Source organism: Methylocella sp. CPCC 101449 (genome assembly GCF_031921685.1).
Taxonomy (GTDB): domain Bacteria; phylum Pseudomonadota; class Alphaproteobacteria; order Rhizobiales; family Beijerinckiaceae; genus Terripilifer.
The window spans coordinates 2017217-2034364 of the sequence record NZ_JAPDHU010000001.1; the positions used below are offsets into that span (position 1 = coordinate 2017217).

16 protein-coding genes and 1 other RNA gene are annotated in these 17148 nt (G+C 63.0%); 14 read left to right on the forward strand and 3 right to left on the reverse strand.

Annotated features, from left to right (window positions below):
• Window positions 1-255 precede the first annotated feature (255 nt).
• The 5 genes from OIM99_RS09345 (at window position 256) to OIM99_RS09365 (ending at window position 5248) form a co-directional block, all read left to right on the forward strand.
• On the forward strand, window positions 256-819 hold the full coding sequence (locus OIM99_RS09345; protein ID WP_311850064.1) for a F0F1 ATP synthase subunit delta: 564 nt from the start codon (window positions 256-258) through the stop codon (window positions 817-819).
• Window positions 819-2348: a F0F1 ATP synthase subunit alpha gene (gene atpA, locus OIM99_RS09350; RefSeq protein ID WP_311850065.1), complete on the forward strand. Its 1530-nt coding sequence runs from the start codon at window positions 819-821 to the stop codon at window positions 2346-2348. Before OIM99_RS09345 ends, atpA begins: the two co-directional genes overlap by 1 nt.
• A 78-nt stretch (window positions 2349-2426) precedes the next feature.
• Window positions 2427-3311, forward strand: coding sequence for a F0F1 ATP synthase subunit gamma (locus tag OIM99_RS09355; RefSeq protein ID WP_311850066.1), 885 nt, complete (start codon window positions 2427-2429; stop codon window positions 3309-3311).
• A gap of 24 nt (window positions 3312-3335) precedes the next feature.
• Window positions 3336-4766, forward strand: a complete 1431-nt coding sequence (atpD, locus tag OIM99_RS09360; RefSeq protein WP_311850067.1) for a F0F1 ATP synthase subunit beta — start codon at window positions 3336-3338, stop codon at window positions 4764-4766.
• A gap of 80 nt (window positions 4767-4846) precedes the next feature.
• Window positions 4847-5248 (forward strand): F0F1 ATP synthase subunit epsilon, encoded by a 402-nt coding sequence (locus OIM99_RS09365; RefSeq protein WP_311850068.1) that lies wholly within the window; start codon window positions 4847-4849, stop codon window positions 5246-5248.
• 51 nt (window positions 5249-5299) lie between these two features.
• Here OIM99_RS09365 and OIM99_RS09370 read toward each other — a convergent pair whose 3' ends face one another.
• Entirely contained in the window at window positions 5300-5704 is a 405-nt protein-coding gene (locus OIM99_RS09370; RefSeq protein ID WP_311850069.1) for a hypothetical protein, read from the reverse strand.
• A gap of 226 nt (window positions 5705-5930) precedes the next feature.
• On the opposite strand from OIM99_RS09370, the gene OIM99_RS09375 reads away from it, so the two are divergent.
• Both OIM99_RS09375 and OIM99_RS09380 read left to right on the forward strand, forming a co-directional pair.
• Window positions 5931-7226, forward strand: a complete 1296-nt coding sequence (locus OIM99_RS09375; protein ID WP_311850070.1) for an adenylosuccinate synthase — start codon at window positions 5931-5933, stop codon at window positions 7224-7226.
• 101 nt (window positions 7227-7327) lie between these two features.
• A complete protein-coding gene (locus OIM99_RS09380) occupies window positions 7328-8734 on the forward strand; it encodes a hypothetical protein (RefSeq protein ID WP_311850071.1) in 1407 nt (468 codons plus the stop codon).
• Window positions 8735-8884: 150 nt separating this feature from the next.
• Here OIM99_RS09380 and rpoH read toward each other — a convergent pair whose 3' ends face one another.
• Window positions 8885-9802 carry an RNA polymerase sigma factor RpoH gene (gene rpoH, locus OIM99_RS09385; protein ID WP_311850072.1) on the reverse strand — a complete coding sequence of 306 codons (918 nt, stop codon included), beginning with the start codon at window positions 9800-9802 and terminating at the stop codon, window positions 8885-8887.
• 356 nt (window positions 9803-10158) lie between these two features.
• Here rpoH and ssrS point away from each other — a divergent pair.
• From ssrS to OIM99_RS09420, 7 genes are all read left to right on the forward strand, one after another.
• Window positions 10159-10313: non-coding RNA, 6S RNA (gene ssrS, locus OIM99_RS09390), on the forward strand.
• A gap of 162 nt (window positions 10314-10475) precedes the next feature.
• Window positions 10476-11075, forward strand: a complete 600-nt coding sequence (locus OIM99_RS09395; RefSeq protein ID WP_311850073.1) for a 5-formyltetrahydrofolate cyclo-ligase — start codon at window positions 10476-10478, stop codon at window positions 11073-11075.
• Between the two features lie 10 nt (window positions 11076-11085).
• Window positions 11086-11901, forward strand: a complete 816-nt coding sequence (locus OIM99_RS09400; protein ID WP_311850075.1) for a TIGR00282 family metallophosphoesterase — start codon at window positions 11086-11088, stop codon at window positions 11899-11901.
• 78 nt (window positions 11902-11979) lie between these two features.
• The gene (locus tag OIM99_RS09405; protein ID WP_311850076.1) at window positions 11980-12963 is read left to right on the forward strand and encodes an EamA family transporter; all 984 of its coding nucleotides are present in this window, start codon (window positions 11980-11982) and stop codon (window positions 12961-12963) included.
• A 143-nt stretch (window positions 12964-13106) separates the two neighbouring features.
• Window positions 13107-13853, forward strand: coding sequence for a YebC/PmpR family DNA-binding transcriptional regulator (locus OIM99_RS09410; RefSeq protein WP_311850077.1), 747 nt, complete (start codon window positions 13107-13109; stop codon window positions 13851-13853).
• 129 nt (window positions 13854-13982) lie between these two features.
• Window positions 13983-15863 (forward strand): ABC transporter ATP-binding protein, encoded by a 1881-nt coding sequence (locus tag OIM99_RS09415; protein ID WP_311850078.1) that lies wholly within the window; start codon window positions 13983-13985, stop codon window positions 15861-15863.
• A gap of 211 nt (window positions 15864-16074) precedes the next feature.
• Window positions 16075-16764: a DUF4336 domain-containing protein gene (locus tag OIM99_RS09420; RefSeq protein WP_311850079.1), complete on the forward strand. Its 690-nt coding sequence runs from the start codon at window positions 16075-16077 to the stop codon at window positions 16762-16764.
• Window positions 16765-16772: 8 nt separating this feature from the next.
• Here the strand turns inward: OIM99_RS09420 and OIM99_RS09425 are convergent, their stop codons facing one another.
• The gene (locus OIM99_RS09425) at window positions 16773-17147 is read right to left on the reverse strand and encodes a cell division protein ZapA (protein ID WP_311850080.1); all 375 of its coding nucleotides are present in this window, start codon (window positions 17145-17147) and stop codon (window positions 16773-16775) included.
• Window position 17148 lies beyond the last annotated feature (1 nt).

Sequence of the window (17148 nt, forward strand, 5' to 3'; positions counted from 1 at the left end):
ATTCACGGGGGCATCTATAAATGTGTCAGGGAGACTGCGGCGTCTCGCCTCACTCTCGACAAACTCTTCCACAACGGCCGGTGTTGCGCGGCCAAACCCCATATGTTACCCCCTGCGCGCCTTGTGGCGGGGTCGCGCGGGCTGCGCGATCCGGCCCATTTCCAGCCAGCATGCAACCGGGTTTTTCCAGCGCCGATCACGCCGGGAAATGCTCGGGGAATGTGTGCAGGCACATCAGCAGAGGCCAGATTTCACGTGGCGCAAGAGGTTTCCATCGTTTCCGGCATGGCAGGGCGATATGCTCTTGCTCTGTTCGAACTCGCCAAGGAACAGAAATCGCTCGATAAGGTCGCCGGCGACCTCAAATCCTTCGCCGATCTTGTTGCGGCCAGTCCTGATCTTGAGCGGCTGGTGCGCAGCCCGGTCTTCTCGGCCGAAGAGCAGGTCAAGGCGCTCGGCGCCGTTCTCGCCAAGGTTGGCGTTTCCGGCATTGCCGGCAACTTCCTGAAACTCGTGGCGTCCAAGCGCCGCCTATTCGCGGTGGGCGACATGATCCGCGACTTCGGCAAGCTGGTCGACCGCGAACGCGGTGTGACGCGCGCCCAGGTCACCGTGGCCGAACCGCTGAGCGACAGCCAGCTGAGCGCCCTCAAGGATGCGCTCGTTGGCGTTTCCGGCGGCAAGACGGTCAATGTGGATGTGAAGATTGATCCGGCGATCATCGGCGGGCTTGTCGTCAAGCTCGGCTCGCGCATGGTCGACGGTTCGCTCAAGACAAAACTCAACTCAATTCGCACTCGTATGAAAGAGGTCGGCTGATGGATATCCGCGCCGCTGAGATTTCGGCGATTCTCAAGAATGAGATCGCCAATTTCGGTAACGAAGCTGAAGTTACCGAAGTCGGTCAGGTGTTGTCGGTCGGCGACGGTATCGCGCGCGTCTACGGCCTCGACAATGTTCAGGCCGGTGAGATGGTCGAATTCGAGAACGGCATCCGCGGGATGGCGCTGAACCTCGAAAGCGACAACGTCGGTATCGTTATTTTCGGTTCCGACCGCGACATTAAGGAAGGCCAGACCGTCAAGCGGACCGGCGCCATCGTCGACGTGCCGGTTGGCAAGGAGTTGCTCGGCCGCGTCGTCGACGCGCTCGGCAATCCGATCGACGGCAAGGGCCCGATCAAGGCCGCCAAGCGCGCCCGCGTCGACGTCAAGGCGCCCGGCATCATTCCCCGCAAGTCGGTGCACGAGCCGATGGCCACCGGCCTCAAGGCCATCGACGCGCTGATCCCGATCGGCCGTGGCCAGCGCGAGCTGATCATCGGCGACCGCCAGACCGGCAAGACCGCCGTGGCGCTCGACGCCATCCTCAACCAGAAGCCGCTGAACCAGTCGACCGACGAACACGTCAAGCTCTACTGCGTTTACGTCGCCATCGGCCAGAAGCGCTCCACCGTCGCGCAGTTCGTGAAGGTGCTCGAAGAACAGGGCGCGCTGGAATATTCGATCGTCGTCGCGGCTACCGCGTCCGATCCGGCGCCGATGCAGTTCCTCGCCCCGTTCGCCGGCTGCGCCATGGGCGAATATTTCCGCGACAACGGCATGCACGGCCTGATCATCTATGACGATCTGTCGAAGCAGGCCGTCGCCTACCGCCAGATGTCGCTTTTGCTGCGCCGTCCGCCGGGCCGCGAAGCTTATCCGGGCGACGTGTTCTATCTGCACTCCCGCCTGCTCGAGCGCGCCGCCAAGCTCAACGACGAGAATGGCAAGGGTTCGCTCACCGCTCTGCCGGTCATCGAAACCCAGGCGAACGACGTGTCGGCCTACATTCCGACGAACGTCATTTCGATCACCGACGGTCAGATCTTCCTTGAAACCGACCTGTTCTATCAGGGCATTCGTCCGGCCGTGAACGTCGGTCTGTCGGTGTCGCGCGTCGGCTCCTCGGCGCAGACCAAGGCGACCAAGAAGGTCGCCGGCAAGATCAAGGGCGAGCTGGCGCAGTACCGTGAAATGGCGGCCTTCGCGCAGTTCGGTTCCGATCTCGATGCGGTGACGCAGCGTCTGCTCAACCGCGGTGCGCGTCTCACCGAACTCCTGAAGCAGCCGCAGTTCTCGCCGCTGAAGATGGAAGAGCAGGTCTGCGTGATCTACGCCGGCGTCAACGGCTATCTCGACAACCTGCCGGTCAACCGCGTGCGGGCGTTCGAAGACAATCTGCTGACCTTGCTGCGTTCGAGCCACGGCGCGCTGCTCAACAGCATCCGCGACTCGCGCGATCTGTCGTCGGCCGACGAGGCGACGCTGAAGGGCGTCGTCGAGACGTTCGCGAAGAATTTCGCCTGATTACTCGCGGCGGCGGCTTCGGTCGCCGCTCCGTCTGTCCAACCGGACCTTCCACGCGGAAGGGGATGAGAGACACAAATGCCTTCGTTGAAGGACCTGCGAACCCGGATTTCGAGCGTCAAGGCGACGCAGAAAATCACCAAGGCGATGCAGATGGTCGCCGCTGCGAAACTGCGCCGCGCGCAGAGCGCGGCGGAAGCGGCGCGGCCCTATGCGGAACGCATGGAAGCCGTGCTCGCCAATGTCGCCGCCGGCCAGACCGGCAACGGTCCGGCGTTGCTTGCCGGCACCGGTAAGGACAATGTGCACCTGCTCGTCGTCTGCACGGCCGAGCGTGGCCTGTGCGGCGCGTTCAACTCGTCGATCGCGCGTCTGGCACGTGAGCGCGCCAATTCGCTCATCGCCCAGGGCAAGACCGTCAAGATCATCTGCGTCGGCAAGAAGGGCTACGACCAGCTTCGCCGCCAGTTCGACAAGAACATCATCGAACTGATCGAACTGCGTTCGGTGCGCCAGATCGGCTTCACCAATGCCGACGACATCGCCCGCAACGTGCTCGCCCGCTACGAAGCCGGTGAGTTCGACGTCGCGACGCTGTTCTTCTCGCGCTTCCGTTCGGTGATCGCGCAGATCCCGACGGCGCAGCAGATCATTCCGGCGCAGATTACCGCGACCGAGGGCGCCAAACCCGCGGCCGGCAAGGAACAGCCGGTCTACGAATACGAGCCCGAGGAAGACGAGATTCTGGCGACCTTGCTGCCGCGCAACATCGCCGTCCAGATCTTCCGTGCGCTGCTCGAAAACGCCGCTTCCGAACAGGGTGCGCGCATGAGCTCCATGGACAACGCCACGCGCAATGCAGGTGAGATGATCAAGAAACAGACGATCATCTACAACCGCTCGCGTCAGGCGATGATCACCAAGGAACTGATTGAAATCATCTCGGGCGCCGAAGCGCTCTGACCGGAATAGAAGCGAGGATTTATCATGGCATCCGATAACAAGGCCACCGGCCGCATCACGCAGGTCATCGGCGCGGTCGTCGACGTGAAGTTCGACGGGCACCTGCCGGAAATTCTCAACGCGCTCGAAACGCAGAACCAGGGCAACCGTCTGGTGCTCGAAGTGGCGCAGCATTTGGGCGAAAACTCCGTCCGCTGCATTTCCATGGACACGTCCGAAGGTCTGGTGCGTGGCCAGGAAGTCGTCGACACGGGCGCCCCGATCATGGTGCCGGTGGGCGATGGCACTCTGGGCCGCATCATCAACGTCATCGGCGAGCCGGTCGACCAGGCTGGTCCGGTGAAGTCTTCCGGCTTGCGCGCCATCCATCAGCCGGCCCCGAGCTATGCCGAGCAGGCGACGGACGCGCAGATTCTCGAAACCGGCATCAAGGTCGTGGACCTGCTGGCGCCTTACGCCAAGGGCGGTAAGATCGGCCTGTTCGGTGGCGCCGGCGTCGGCAAGACCGTGTTGATCATGGAACTGATCAACAACGTCGCCAAGGCGCATGGTGGTTACTCGGTGTTCGCCGGCGTCGGCGAGCGTACCCGCGAAGGCAACGACCTCTATCACGAAATGATCGAAGGCGGTGTCAACAAGGCGGGCGGCGGCGAGGGTTCGAAGTGCGCCCTCGTGTACGGCCAGATGAACGAGCCGCCGGGCGCCCGCGCCCGCGTCGCGCTGACGGGCCTCACGGTCGCCGAAGACTTCCGCGACAAGGGCCAGGACGTGCTGTTCTTCGTCGACAACATCTTCCGCTTCACCCAGGCGGGTTCGGAAGTGTCGGCGCTTCTCGGCCGTATTCCTTCGGCGGTGGGTTATCAGCCGACGCTCGCCACCGACATGGGCGCGCTGCAGGAACGCATCACCACCACCAACAAGGGCTCGATCACTTCGGTGCAGGCGATTTACGTCCCGGCCGACGACTTGACCGACCCGGCGCCCGCCACCTCCTTCGCGCATCTTGATGCGACGACCGTGTTGTCGCGCTCGATCGCCGAAAAAGGCATCTATCCGGCGGTCGATCCGCTCGACTCGACCTCGCGCATGCTGTCGCCGCTGGTTGTCGGCGAAGAGCATTACGACGTCGCCCGTCGCGTGCAGTCGACCCTGCAGCGCTACAAGTCGCTGCAGGACATCATCGCCATTCTCGGCATGGACGAACTGTCGGAAGAGGACAAGCTGACCGTCGGCCGCGCCCGTAAGATCGAGCGCTTCCTGTCGCAGCCGTTCCACGTCGCCGAAGTGTTCACCGGCGCGCCGGGCAAGCTCGTCGCGCTCGCCGACACGATCAAGGGCTTCAAAGGCCTGGTCGAAGGCAAGTACGATCACCTGCCGGAAGCCGCTTTCTACATGGTCGGCACCATCGAGGAAGCCGTCGAGAAGGCACAGCGTCTGGCGGCGGAAGCGGCTTGATCGTTTTCGCGTAACGACCAGGATACCGACCAGAATGCGTTTCCTCGGAAACGCATTCTGATCTGAAACAAGGTAGGGCCATGGCCAATTTCCATTTCGAACTCGTCTCGCCGGAGCGCCTTGTGTATTCGGGCGAGGTCGAGTCTGTTCTCGTGCCGAGCGTCGAAGGCGAGATGGTCGTGTTGCGCGACCATGCGCCGGTGATGGCGATGCTGAAGCCGGGTGTCGTCAGCTACAAGGACGGCACCGGCGGCAAGCACGATCTGTTCGTGCGCGGCGGCTTCGCCGATATGGCCAACAATACGCTGACGATCCTGGCCGAACAGGCTGTTGCTCTGGCTGAAGTCGATGCCAAGCTGCTCGATGCCGAGATCAAGGATGCCGAGGAAGACCTCGCCGACGCCAAGGTCGAGCACACGCGCCAGCGTGCCGCCGAGCGGCTGGAGCAGATGCGCGAATTGAAAGCGTCGCTGAGCCTTTGAAAACGATAAACCCGCCGGTGACGGCGGGTTTTTTGATTCTCTTTTTCAATTCTACCGGTCGGCGTTGCCGATGATGCGGCAGACGTCGCCGCGAAAATTGCCGGCCGGCAACTGGTCTGGCTGGAACGCATAGGAAATGTCGACCCGTGCCCCCTTGCCTTGCTTGCGCACGGCAATCTTGACCTCTTGAGTGCGGCCGCTGCGCGCGCCATCGTTTTGAGCGGTGATCAGGCCAAGCCGCCGATCCACACGGATGCTGAGCCAACCTTCCTGCACCTGCGCGGCGCGAGCCAAATTGTCGATGGCCTTGGCGGTGCTGACGCCGGGAAAGACATCATAGGTCGTGATGAAGGGGGCAGGGCCGCCGGAATTGGTGAAATTTTCAACGCAGTTCTGGGCCTGAGCCACGGAGGCGCCAAGCGCGGCAAACGCTATACCGGCAATGACTGATTTCATGGGAATAGTCTCTGGTGGGAAAGGCACACCGGTTTGTAACCCAGCGCCAAGGACGAGCCAACACGGCCTGCGACTTCCTGCACCTTTACTCCGCTGTCTTGTTCCTGTAATGCATGACCGCAATGAGCCCCGGAGCAGCCATTGCGGCAGTTCCGGGGTTTTTTGCTTGTCGAGGTCTACGCGGCGGGTCGCCATGACTTGGCCGCGCGAATGAGGCTTATGCGATATGGCGAATGTGGTCGTCGTCGGCGCTCAATGGGGCGATGAAGGCAAAGGCAAGATTGTCGATTGGTTGTCGCTCGAGGCCGATGTGGTCGTGCGCTTCCAAGGCGGACACAATGCCGGCCATACGCTCGTCATCGACGGCGTCACCTACAAGCTGTCGCTGTTGCCGTCGGGCATCGTGCGCCCGGGCAAGCTGTCGGTCATCGGCAATGGCGTCGTCATCGACCCGACGCATCTGATCAAGGAAATCGCCGCTCTGCGCGCGCAAGGTGTCGTCATCTCGCGGGACAATCTGCGCATTGCCGAGAACGCGCCGCTGATCTTGTCGCTGCATCGCGAACTTGATGCGCTGCGCGAGAACAATGCGACCGCCGGCACCAAGATCGGAACGACCATGCGCGGTATCGGTCCGTCCTATGAAGACAAGGTGGGTCGTCGCGCCATCCGCGTGATGGATCTGGCCGACTTCTCGACGATCGACATGAAGATCGCGCGCCTGCTCACCCATCACAACGCGATCCGTCGTGGCCTCGGCATTGCCGAGATCAGCGCGGCCGCGATTCGTGACGAATTGGCCGCGGTGAAAGACGACGTGCTGGCCTATATGGATCGCACGTGGATGCTGCTTGAAGAGCTGCGTCGCGACGGCAAGCGCATTCTGTTCGAAGGCGCGCAAGGCGCGCTGCTCGATATCGATCACGGCACCTATCCCTACGTTACTTCGTCGAACACGGTGGCGGCCAATGCAGCCACTGGCACGGGTCTGGGTCCGAAGGCCGTGCAATATGTGCTGGGCATCGCCAAGGCCTATACGACGCGTGTCGGCGAAGGGCCGTTCCCGTCTGAGTTGAAGGACGCGACCGGCCAGTTGATCGGCGAACGCGGCCGCGAGTTCGGCACGGTGACCGGCCGGCCGCGGCGCTGCGGCTGGTTCGACGCGGTGCTGGTGCGCCAGACGGTGTGCACGTCGGGGATCGATGGCATTGCGCTGACCAAGCTCGACATCCTCGACGGCTTCAAGGAAATCAAAGTGTGCACCGCCTATCGTCTGGACGGTGAGACCATCGATTATCTGCCGGCGAGCCAGGCGGCGCAGGCGCGGGTCGAACCGATTTACGAGACGATCGAGGGCTGGGAAGGCACCACCCAGGGCGCCCGCAGCTGGGCCGATCTGCCGGCGGCGGCGATCAAATATGTCCGCCGCGTGGAGGAGCTGATCGGCGCGCCCGTGGCTTTGTTGTCGACGAGCCCCGAGCGAGCGGATACGATTCTTGTCCATAACCCGTATCGGGACTAGGCAAAGGGGTTCCCGACGGTGCCTGAAAGCGCCATCTTGACAGTATGATGGCTCTAGCTTTTAGGATTGACGCATAAGCGCAAGGGTGGTCTGAACGCGTTATGGCCGATTATTATCCGCTACTTGCGCGAGCCGTCTCGGGGCTCAGCCCAGAGGCGAAAGAACAGCGCCGGGGGATTTATGAGCGCGCTCGCAAGGCGCTGCTCGGACAGTTGCGTGGTATCACGCCACCGGTGCCGGATGAGGATATCGAGCGCGAGAGCCAGGCGCTCGACGCTGCCATCGCCCGTCTCGAATCTGAGATCGACGCCAAAGGCGGTGCGCCGGCGGAGGCGAAGCCTGCCGCGCCGCCGCCACCTCCCCCAATCCCGCCCGCCGTGCCGCCGAAGCCGCCGGCCAGTGCGCCCTCGATCGGCATTCCCCGCGACAAGCCGTTGGGCGAGGGGGCGTCAGCCGCGCCCTCCATCAATATCAAGCCGGAAGCGAATTTAGGCCCGGCGCCGTCGATCGAACCCGAGATCGGCGATGCGCCGCGGGTGCCGATCAAGGTGCGTGCGCCCGATGCCGCTGGGCGGGCCGAGGCACGCGAAGCCGGCAATGGCGACGGCATGGGCCGGTCGGAGGCCGTGCGCCCGGCGGCGCCGCGTCCGCAAGAGACGTCGCGCGGCTTTGGCCGCGTCGCTCTGATCATCGGCGCCATTGCGGTGGTGTTCGGCGGCGTCGGTTTCGCCGCCTGGAAACTACGCGATCGGCCGGAAGATATTTCGCGTTCGCGCTCGCCCATCGTCGAGCCACAGGCGCCGCAAGCTTCCTCTGGCCCCAAGGTCAACGAGCGGATCGGTTCGGGTGCCGCGCCGACGCGGGCACCGGAGCTGCAGCCGGAACCGCAGAACCGGACGCAGGCGCCGCAGAATAACGCTCAGGCGCCGGCCACGGCGCCGAGCACCGCGCAACCGCCGGCTGCGGGTGTGGCTGTGGCCCAGCGCGTCGGCCTGCTGCTGCAGTCGGATGCGCCGCAGGGCTTCGATACCCAGGTCGGCACGGTGGTGTGGCGGACGGATTCGATCAATCGCGGCGGTGCCCTGTCGCAGGCGATCCGCGCCGATTTCGACGTGCCTGACGCCAAGCTCAAGGGCTTCGTCACCATCGAGAAGAACAACGATCCGACTTTGCGGGCCTCGCATACGCTCACCGTGCGCTTCCTGCCGTCGGAGGACAGCCCGCTCGCCAAGATCACCGAGATCGGTCTGCCGGTGATGCGCAATGAATCGGCTGCCAATGTCGATGCCTTGGCTGGCGTGCAGGCGAAGATCACCGACAATATTTTCATCGTCGCTTTGACCAGCGATCCGCAATTCGCTGTGCGCAATATCGAAACGCTCAAGACGCGCGGCTGGCTGGATATTCCGATGAAACTGGCCGATGGCCGCGCCGCGAAGATCACCTTGGAGAAGGGCAATCCGGGCGAGCGCGTCGTCAACGAAGTCTTCGACTCCTGGACGCGTTAAGACAGCGCCGAATCCTTCAACGATGCGAATAAAAAGAAGCCGCCGAATTTCTCCGGCGGCTTCCTACGCAACGCGTAACTCTGTTTGACGACGCCCTGTACGCTTTACGCGACGCCTTGCCGCGAGGTGTGTCCCTCGTCGGCAAACCTTTTAGCGATGCGCTGCCAGGGCCGGCTTGCTGGCCGCTGCCGGGACGGCCTCGATCTTGGCGAGACCGTCACGAACCGCAGCCTGGACCTTCTCAAACGCGCGCACCTCGATCTGGCGGACACGTTCACGCGAGACGCCGAACTCTTCCGACAATTCCTCGAGGGTCGCCGGATCGTCCTGCAGACGGCGCGCCTCGAAGATGCGCCGCTCGCGGTCGTTCAAAACGGCCAGCGCGCCACGCAGCGCGGTCAGCCGGTTGTCCTTCTCTTCGCTGTCGGCGAGCACCGTCTCCTGACTGGCGCTATCGTCGACGAGCCAATCCTGCCATTCGCCGCCTTCGCTGTCCTGGCGCATCGGCGCATTGAGCGAAGTGTCGCCGCCGAGGCGGCGGTTCATGTCGACGACGTCCTGTTCGGTGACGCCGAGACGGGTGGCGATGGTCTTCACCTGTTCCGGATTCATGTCGCCGCTTTCCAGCGCCTGAATCTGGCTCTTGGCCTTACGCAGATTGAAGAACAGTTTCTTCTGATTTGCAGTCGTGCCCATCTTAACGAGCGACCATGACCGCAAGATGTACTCTTGAATGGACGCGCGGATCCACCACATAGCGTAAGTCGCTAGGCGGAAACCCTTCTCCGGTTCGAAGCGCTTGACGGCCTGCATCAGGCCGATATTGCCCTCCGACACGACTTCGCCGATCGGCAGGCCGTAGCCGCGATAGCCCATGGCGATCTTGGCGACGAGGCGCAGATGCGAAGTGATGAGCTGTTGTGCCGCGTCGCGGTCACCATGCTCGCGCCAACGCTTGGCGAGCATATATTCCTGCTCCGGCTCCAGCATCGGGAACCGGCGGATTTCTGCGAGGTAACGGCTCAGTCCCGTATCAGCGGACAGCACCGGAAGCGCAGTAGTAGCCATGTTCATACCTCCTGGGACCCCCCTCGGGCATCCCTTCGCGGCCGCAAACGCCGGCCGCTCACGTGAGGATATAGGGATGGCGGACCGTGGCTTAAAGAGGGCGGGAACACGGCGCCAGCGCGCTTGCAGCATTAAGGTTTGGCAAGTTTTATCGCCCGACTATATTCTAATTATCTGAAAAGACTAGGATTATTTTTTGCTCGTTCACCGATCTTCACGACCCCGTGTGCAGCGCCCCTAAATCAAGGGCTATCGTCGGAGGCAATCGCCGCCATCGTCCAGACCGATGCTAGGTCGGTGGGAATTGTTTTTTGCCCCGTCTGGCGCCGGGGGCACTTTACTCCTACATTGCGACAGCGGGGCTGCGGAGTACGTGCGGATATGTATTCCCGGGGCCTTATCGATCTCTAAGGGAGCTGTTCCTGGCCTCGTCCGTGGACTTGGTCACACGGCGCCCACCTACGTTGTAGGTTCCCGGGATCGATGATCCCACGGCTCAGGCGGCTCCGCGCTTCTCCTTCCGCCCCTCTCTCCCGGAAATTCGCTCGCGAATTCCCTTGCGGCTGATCTGATTGGGCCTTCGGCCCATCTCTTGATCGGGCTTTCCGGTCCTTTCCTGTTGTCAGGGGCGGCTGGGCGGCCTAGGGATTCGTGATCCCGCAGGCGCAGAAGAATGTCTGGACTCGAAACCACCCCCCTCAGCAAAGCCGAATTGCGGCGCGAAGCGCTGGCCCGCCGCGCGGCCATCCCGGCGGATGTCCGTCAGGCCTTCGCCGAGCGGCTGGTGATCGAGGGGGTGGCCATCGCCCGGCGCGCCATGGCGCGGACCGTCTCCCTGTTCTGGCCGATCGGCGACGAGGCCGATCCGCGCCTGCTGCTGCAGGCGCTGAGCTATCATGAATTCGTCACCGCCCTGCCGGTGACGGTGGGGCGAGGGCATCCGCTTATCTTCCGCCGCTGGGCCTGGGGCCAGCCGATGGTCGAAGGCCAGATGCGCATCCCTGAGCCCTCGCCGCGGCTGCCTGATGTGCAGCCGGATCTGTTATTCGTGCCGCTCGCGGTGTTCGACCGGCGCGGTTTCCGCATCGGCTATGGCGCCGGCCACTATGATCTGACGCTGGAGCGCTTGCGCGCCAGCCGGTCGGTGCCGGCCATCGGCATTGCTTATGACTGCCAGGAGGTCGCGCGCGTTCCGGAGGAGGCGCATGACCAACCGCTCGATCTGATCATCACCGAGCGGGACGTGATCGATTGTTCATTGGCTTGGATTTAAAGGAACCGGCATGCGTCTGCTTTTCATCGGTGACATTGTGGGACGCACGGGGCGCTCGGCGCTCGTAAACACTTTGCCGGATCTGAGAAGGCGCTGGAATCTCGATTTCGTCGTGGTGAATGGCGAGAATGCCGCCGGCGGTTTCGGCATCACCGAATCGATCTGTGACGAATTTCTGGCCGCTGGCGCCGATTGCGTGACGCTGGGCAATCATGCCTGGGATCAGCGCGAAGCCTTGGTCTTCATCGAACGGCAGCCGCGCATGATCCGCCCGGCCAATTATCCCGCCGGCACGCCGGGGCGCGGCGCCAATCTGTTCGAAGCCAAGAATGGTGCGCGCGTGCTGGTGATGAATGTCATGGGCCGCATTTTCATGGATCCGCTCGACGATCCTTTCGCCGCCGTCGAACGGGAACTGGAAGCCTGTCCTATGGGGCAGATGTGCGATGCGGTGATCGTCGACGTGCATGCGGAGACGACCAGCGAGAAATACGCGATGGGCCATTTCTGCGATGGCCGCGCCACTTTGGTGATCGGCACGCACACCCATGCGCCGACCGCCGATGCGCAAATCCTGCCGGGCGGCACCGCCTATCAGAGCGATGCCGGCATGACCGGCGATTACGACAGTGTCATCGGCATGAACAAGACCGAGCCGTTGCAGCGCTTCACCCGGCGCATCTCGTCGGGCCGGTTCGAGCCAGCCGAGGGCGCGGCGACCTTATGCGGCATCGCGGTCGAAGCCGATGCGACCGGTCGCGCCATCAAAGTGGCGCCGGTGCGGCTGGGTGGGCGGCTGGCCGAGGCCGTGCCGTCGTTCTGGTAAGGTGGGTAAGAGCTATGCGTGAGGGGCTGTTGTCCAGCGCCGTCGCCGTGCCTTAGGAACAGGCAGGGAGGCGAATACATGCTGGGGGCCTTGTTGGCGCTGCTGTCGGCAGCGACTTTCGCATTCAACAATGCGGCCGCGCGGCGCGGTGTTTTGTCGGGCAGCGTCTTGCAGGCCATGGCGGTCTCGGTGCCGTTCGGCGTGCCCTTCTTTCTGGTCTGCCTGCCGATCTTCGGGTCCTTCGACGATCTGTGGAGCTTCTCCTGGCTCGATACGACTTGGCTGGCCCTGGCCGGCATCGTTCACTTCGTGGTCGGCCGCTACGCCAATTATCGATCGCAGAAGGCCATCGGCGCCAATCTCACCGGGCCGATCCAGGACACGAATATCCTGGTTGCCCTGGCCTTGGCCGTCTGGTTCCTCGGCGAAATCCTGACGGGTCCCATGGTGGTCGGCATCGTGCTGGTGGTGCTGGGGCCGGTTCTGGCTTTCGAGCGGCCTAAGCCCGTCTCCGCCGCCTCGTCCCGTGCGGTCGCGTTCACGCCGGCCTATGGCGAAGGCTTCTTCTATTCGGCGGTTTCGGCAATTTGCTACGGGGTGAGCCCGATCCTGGTGCGTTTCAGCCTCGAAAGCGGCGGCCTTACCCTGGGGCGCGCGGTGGCCGCCGGGCTCATCTCCTATGCCGCGGCGACTGCCGTGGTCTTTGCTGCTTTCGTCAATCCGAACGCCTGGCGCGATCTGCGGACGATGCGTAGGGGCGATTTCGGCTGGTTCGCCCTGGCTAGTGTCTTCGTCGGGATCGCGCAGATGACCCGCTATATGGCGCTGGCCCTGGCGCCGGTCACCATCGTCGCGCCGATGATGCGGTTGACCGCGATTTTCCGCTATTATTTCTCGTGGATTCTCAATCGCGAATACGAGTCCTTTTCGCGCGGGGTGTTCGTCGGCACGATCGTGTCGCTGATCGGTGCGCTGATCCTGGCGATCGGGCTCGAGACCTGGGTTACCGTTCTGCCGGCTTCCGACTGGCTGACCCGTTTCCTGGGCTGGCGGTTCCCGTGATCGGAGCCCCGATCAGGCCCTCGGTGGACCCGAAAATGCGCCGGCTTCCTTTGCAACAGCCCGATGACGGCGTATAACGCCGCCGATTTTTTCCGGGGCGTGCACGCACCTTTGCTGCGCCGCCCCCGCCCGTGGGGACCCTTATGGCAGGCCATAGTCAGTTCAAGAATATCATGCACAAGAAGGGCAAGCAGGATGCGATCCGCTCCAAGCTCTTCTCCAAACTGGCGCGCGAAATCACCGTCGCCGCCAAGATGGGCATGCCCGACCCGAACATGAATCCGCGTTTGCGGCTCGCCGTCCAGGCGGCGCGCGCCGAAAACATGCCCAAGGACAATATCGAGCGCGCCATCAAGAAGGCGGCCGGCGGCGACAGCGAGAATTACGACGAAGTGCGCTACGAGGGCTATGCGCCCGGCGGTGTCGCGGTCATCATCGAAGCCCTGACCGACAATCGCAACCGCACCGCCGGCGAAGTGCGTTCCTATTTCACCAAGGCTGGTGGCGCGCTGGCGGAAACCGGCGCGGTGTCCTTCATGTTCGACCGGGTCGGCGAAATCGAATTCGACACCAAGGTCGCTTCCGAGGATGCGGTGATGGAAGCCGCCATCGAGGCCGGCGCCGATGATGCGGTCACCTCGGAAGACGGCCATCTGATCACCACGACGATGGAAGCCTTTGCCGAAGTCGCCAAGGCGCTGGAAGGCAAGTTCGGCGAGCCGCGCCGCTCGAAACTGGTGTGGCGGCCGCAGAACTCGATCGCGGTCGACGACGAAGCGGGCGAGAAGATTCTGAAGCTGATCAATGCGCTCGAAGACAACGACGACGTGCAGAACGTCTTCGCCAATTTTGAAGTGTCGGACACGCTCGTCGCTAAAATGGGCGGCTGATCGGCGGCTTTTTTACGCTGCGCACGGCTGCTGACGGTAATTTGCCGTCATTGGGGTGAATGTCACACCTCCCGAACGACCTGGAGCGTCCGGCCGACGCTCCAGGTGTTTTGTTTTTAAGGATGTGCCGTGCCGCCGCCCCTTGTCCGCGCCAGTCGAGCCAGCCGCGCCGAACGCCTGTCGCAGGCTGGCCTGAGCCTCGAAACCTGGAAACATCTGCCGCGTCTGGTCGGTACGCTCTGGGCGGTCAGTCCCGGCCTGTTGTCGACGATCATCGGGCTGCGTCTGCTGCGGGCGCTGCAGGTGCCGGCCATGCTCTATGTCGGCAAGCTCATCATCGATGAAGTGGTGTTGCAGGCGCATCAGCCGGCGCCCGGGCCGACGTTTCAGGACTGGTGGGAGTCGGGCCGGCTGACGCTGCTGTTCACCTGGCTGGCGCTCGAACTGGCGCTGACCGCCGCCGGCAATGTCATGGGCCGGCTCACCACCCTGGCTGAAAATCTCATCGCCGAGCGCCACAGCAACCTGATGGCCGGCCGCCTGATCGAACATGTCGCGCGGCTCGATCTCAAAGACATCGAAGACAGCGAGTTTCAGGACAAGCTGCAACGGGCCAGGGCGCAGACCTTCATCGGCAACGGTCTGCTCGGCATGATGCTCAATCAGGTGCAGGACACGGTGACGGTGGTGGCTTTGGTCATCGGCCTCATCGTCTTCGTGCCGGTGCTGGTCTTCCTGCTGCTGCTGGCGCTCATTCCCTCGACGGTGAGCGAAGCCTATTTCAACGGCCAGCGTTATGGCCTCAACACGCAGATCACGCCGGAGCGGCGGCGCATCGAATATCTGCGCTGGATCGGCTCCAATGCGGAAGCCGCCAAGGAAGTGAAGCTGTTCGGCCTTGGCCCTTATCTGGTCGAAAGCTTCACCAAACTGGCCTCGATCATTCAAGCGTCCAACCGGGATCTGGCGATCCGCCGCACGATCTGGGGCAGTGTGCTCGGCCTGATCAGCTCGCTGTCCTACTACGCCGCCTATGCCTATGTTGCCTGGCGCGCCGTCAACGGCACCATCAGCATCGGCGACCTGACGTTTCTGTCAGGCTCGCTGTTGCGGTTGAACGGTCTGTTCGAGCGCCTGACCATGGGGCTGACGCAGATCGCCGCGCAGACGGCCTATCTCGACGATCTGTTCTCTTTCTTCGATACGAAGCCGACATTGGCCAGCCCCGCCGCGCCAAAACCGTTCCCGGCGCCGATCCGCCACGGCATCGCTTTCGAGAATGTCGGCTTCCGTTATCCAGGCAAGGAGAGCTGGGCACTGCGCCATCTCAGCTTCACCCTGAAGGCCGGTGAAACCCTGGCGCTCGTCGGCGAGAATGGCGCCGGCAAGACGACGATCGTCAAATTGCTGACCCGGCTTTACGACCCCAATGAAGGCCGCATCACCATCGACGGCATCGATCTCAAAGATTTCGATGTCGATGATCTGCGTGCCCATGTCGGCGCCATCTTCCAGGATTTCATGCGCTTCAATTTCACCGCCGGCCAGAATATCGGCGTCGGTCTCGTCGAGGAGATCGATAATGAAGCGCGTGTCGCGGCGGCGGCGAAGGACAGTCTGGCCGATCAGCTCATCGCCCGCATGCCGGAGGGCTATGGGCAGATGTTGGGGCGCGGCTTCGCTTCCGGCTTCGATCTGTCAGGCGGCGAATGGCAGAAGATTGCCATTGCAAGGGCCTATTTTCGCGATGCGGAAGTGTTGATCCTCGACGAGCCGACGGCAGCGCTCGATGCGCGCGCCGAAGCGGGCGTTTTCGACCGCTTTCGCAATCTCAGCGCGAGCAAGTCGACCCTGTTGATCTCGCATCGTTTCACCACCGTGCGCATGGCCGACCGCATTCTCGTTCTGGAGAATGGCGGCATTGTCGAGAGCGGCAATCATGCCGAGCTGATCGCGCTGGGCGGGCGCTATGCGGAACTGTTCGAATTGCAGGCGGAGGGGTATCGCTAGAATTCTGCGCGTGTTGCCATCGGTTGCAGGGCCTTGGTGTCATCCCCGACGCCTGCGCAGCAGGCGAGCGGGGATCCAGAGCGCGTGGTAGAGTGATCAATGCCAAGCGGTTGCTCTGGATTCCCGCTCGCGCCTACGGCGCGTCGGGAATGACACTGAAATTGCGGGCCACCGCATTCCCTCTGTCATCCTCATCGACTATCCTCAACGCATGCTGAACGAATTTGGCCCGAATATCTGGATCGCTGATGGCACCGACGTGGTTGCGGCGATGGGGTTTCGTTATCCGACACGCATGGCCGTCATCAGATTGGCGAATGGCGATCTCTTCATCTGGTCGCCGACGGCTTTGACGGCCACTCTCTGCGCGGCGGTGGATCGGCTGGGGCCGGTTCGGCATCTGGTCGCGCCCAATTCATTGCACCATGTCTTCTTGCCCGATTGGAAGCTCGCCTATCCCGAGGCGCTCGTTTATGCGGCGCCGGGATTACGCCAGAAGCGCAAGGATATCGTCTTCGATCGCGATCTGAGCGAAACGCCCGAAGCCAGTTGGACCGGCGAGATTGATCAGGCTGTTATGAACGGCAATGCCATCACGACCGAGGTGGTGTTTTTCCATCTCCCGAGCGGCACGGTGCTGTTCACCGATCTGCTGCAACGGTTTCCCGCCGATTGGTTCACCGGCTGGCGCGGTATCGTGGCGAAGTTGGATTTGATGGTGGCGCCGGAACCGACCGTGCCACGCAAATTCCGCGTCGCTTTCACCCAGCGCAAAGCGGCGCGTGTCGCGCTGAGCCGGATTCTGTCTTGGCCGGCGCAGAAGGTGCTGATGGCGCATGGTACGCCGGTCACTGAAGGCGGGCAGGCATTCTTGCGGCGGGCCTTCGCCTGGCTAAGCTGAGCGGCTAATTATTGCGGGCTCTTGCCGGCGTTGTTCATCACCTGCGCCAGGCGTTCGATGCGCGCGGCGATGTTTTCCAGCCGGTCGGCGGCGCTTTCGGCGGCTGACGCGTTGGCGTCCTGCGCTTCTTCCTGCGCCTTGTTGAGGTCGTCGATCTCACCATTGAGGCGCGTCACCTTGCGCGTGCTTTCCGACAATTCGTCAGCGATGGAAATTGCCGCCATCACGGTGAGGCGCTGATCGCCGATCTCGCCGAAGGACGAGCGCAATTCGCCGATGCGGTCATCGACCAGGCGCGCCAGGCTTTCGAGATGTTCTTCCTCGCCATCGGCGCAGGCCATGCGGTAGGGGCGTCCACCCACGGTTACGGTGATCTGCGCCATG

Coding starts and splice junctions, on each gene's coding strand:
- OIM99_RS09395 (WP_311850073.1), top strand. CDS start 10,476: ATGTCTGGACTCGAAACCACCCCCCTCAGCAAAGCCGAATTGCGGCGC.
- OIM99_RS09380 (WP_311850071.1), top strand. CDS start 7,328: ATGGCCGATTATTATCCGCTACTTGCGCGAGCCGTCTCGGGGCTCAGC.
- rpoH (WP_311850072.1), bottom strand. CDS start 9,802: ATGGCTACTACTGCGCTTCCGGTGCTGTCCGCTGATACGGGACTGAGC.
- atpD (WP_311850067.1), top strand. CDS start 3,336: ATGGCATCCGATAACAAGGCCACCGGCCGCATCACGCAGGTCATCGGC.
- OIM99_RS09400 (WP_311850075.1), top strand. CDS start 11,086: ATGCGTCTGCTTTTCATCGGTGACATTGTGGGACGCACGGGGCGCTCG.
- OIM99_RS09365 (WP_311850068.1), top strand. CDS start 4,847: ATGGCCAATTTCCATTTCGAACTCGTCTCGCCGGAGCGCCTTGTGTAT.
- atpA (WP_311850065.1), top strand. CDS start 819: ATGGATATCCGCGCCGCTGAGATTTCGGCGATTCTCAAGAATGAGATC.
- OIM99_RS09370 (WP_311850069.1), bottom strand. CDS start 5,704: ATGAAATCAGTCATTGCCGGTATAGCGTTTGCCGCGCTTGGCGCCTCC.
- OIM99_RS09420 (WP_311850079.1), top strand. CDS start 16,075: ATGCTGAACGAATTTGGCCCGAATATCTGGATCGCTGATGGCACCGAC.
- OIM99_RS09355 (WP_311850066.1), top strand. CDS start 2,427: ATGCCTTCGTTGAAGGACCTGCGAACCCGGATTTCGAGCGTCAAGGCG.
- OIM99_RS09425 (WP_311850080.1), bottom strand. CDS start 17,147: ATGGCGCAGATCACCGTAACCGTGGGTGGACGCCCCTACCGCATGGCC.
- OIM99_RS09405 (WP_311850076.1), top strand. CDS start 11,980: ATGCTGGGGGCCTTGTTGGCGCTGCTGTCGGCAGCGACTTTCGCATTC.
- OIM99_RS09375 (WP_311850070.1), top strand. CDS start 5,931: ATGGCGAATGTGGTCGTCGTCGGCGCTCAATGGGGCGATGAAGGCAAA.
- OIM99_RS09410 (WP_311850077.1), top strand. CDS start 13,107: ATGGCAGGCCATAGTCAGTTCAAGAATATCATGCACAAGAAGGGCAAG.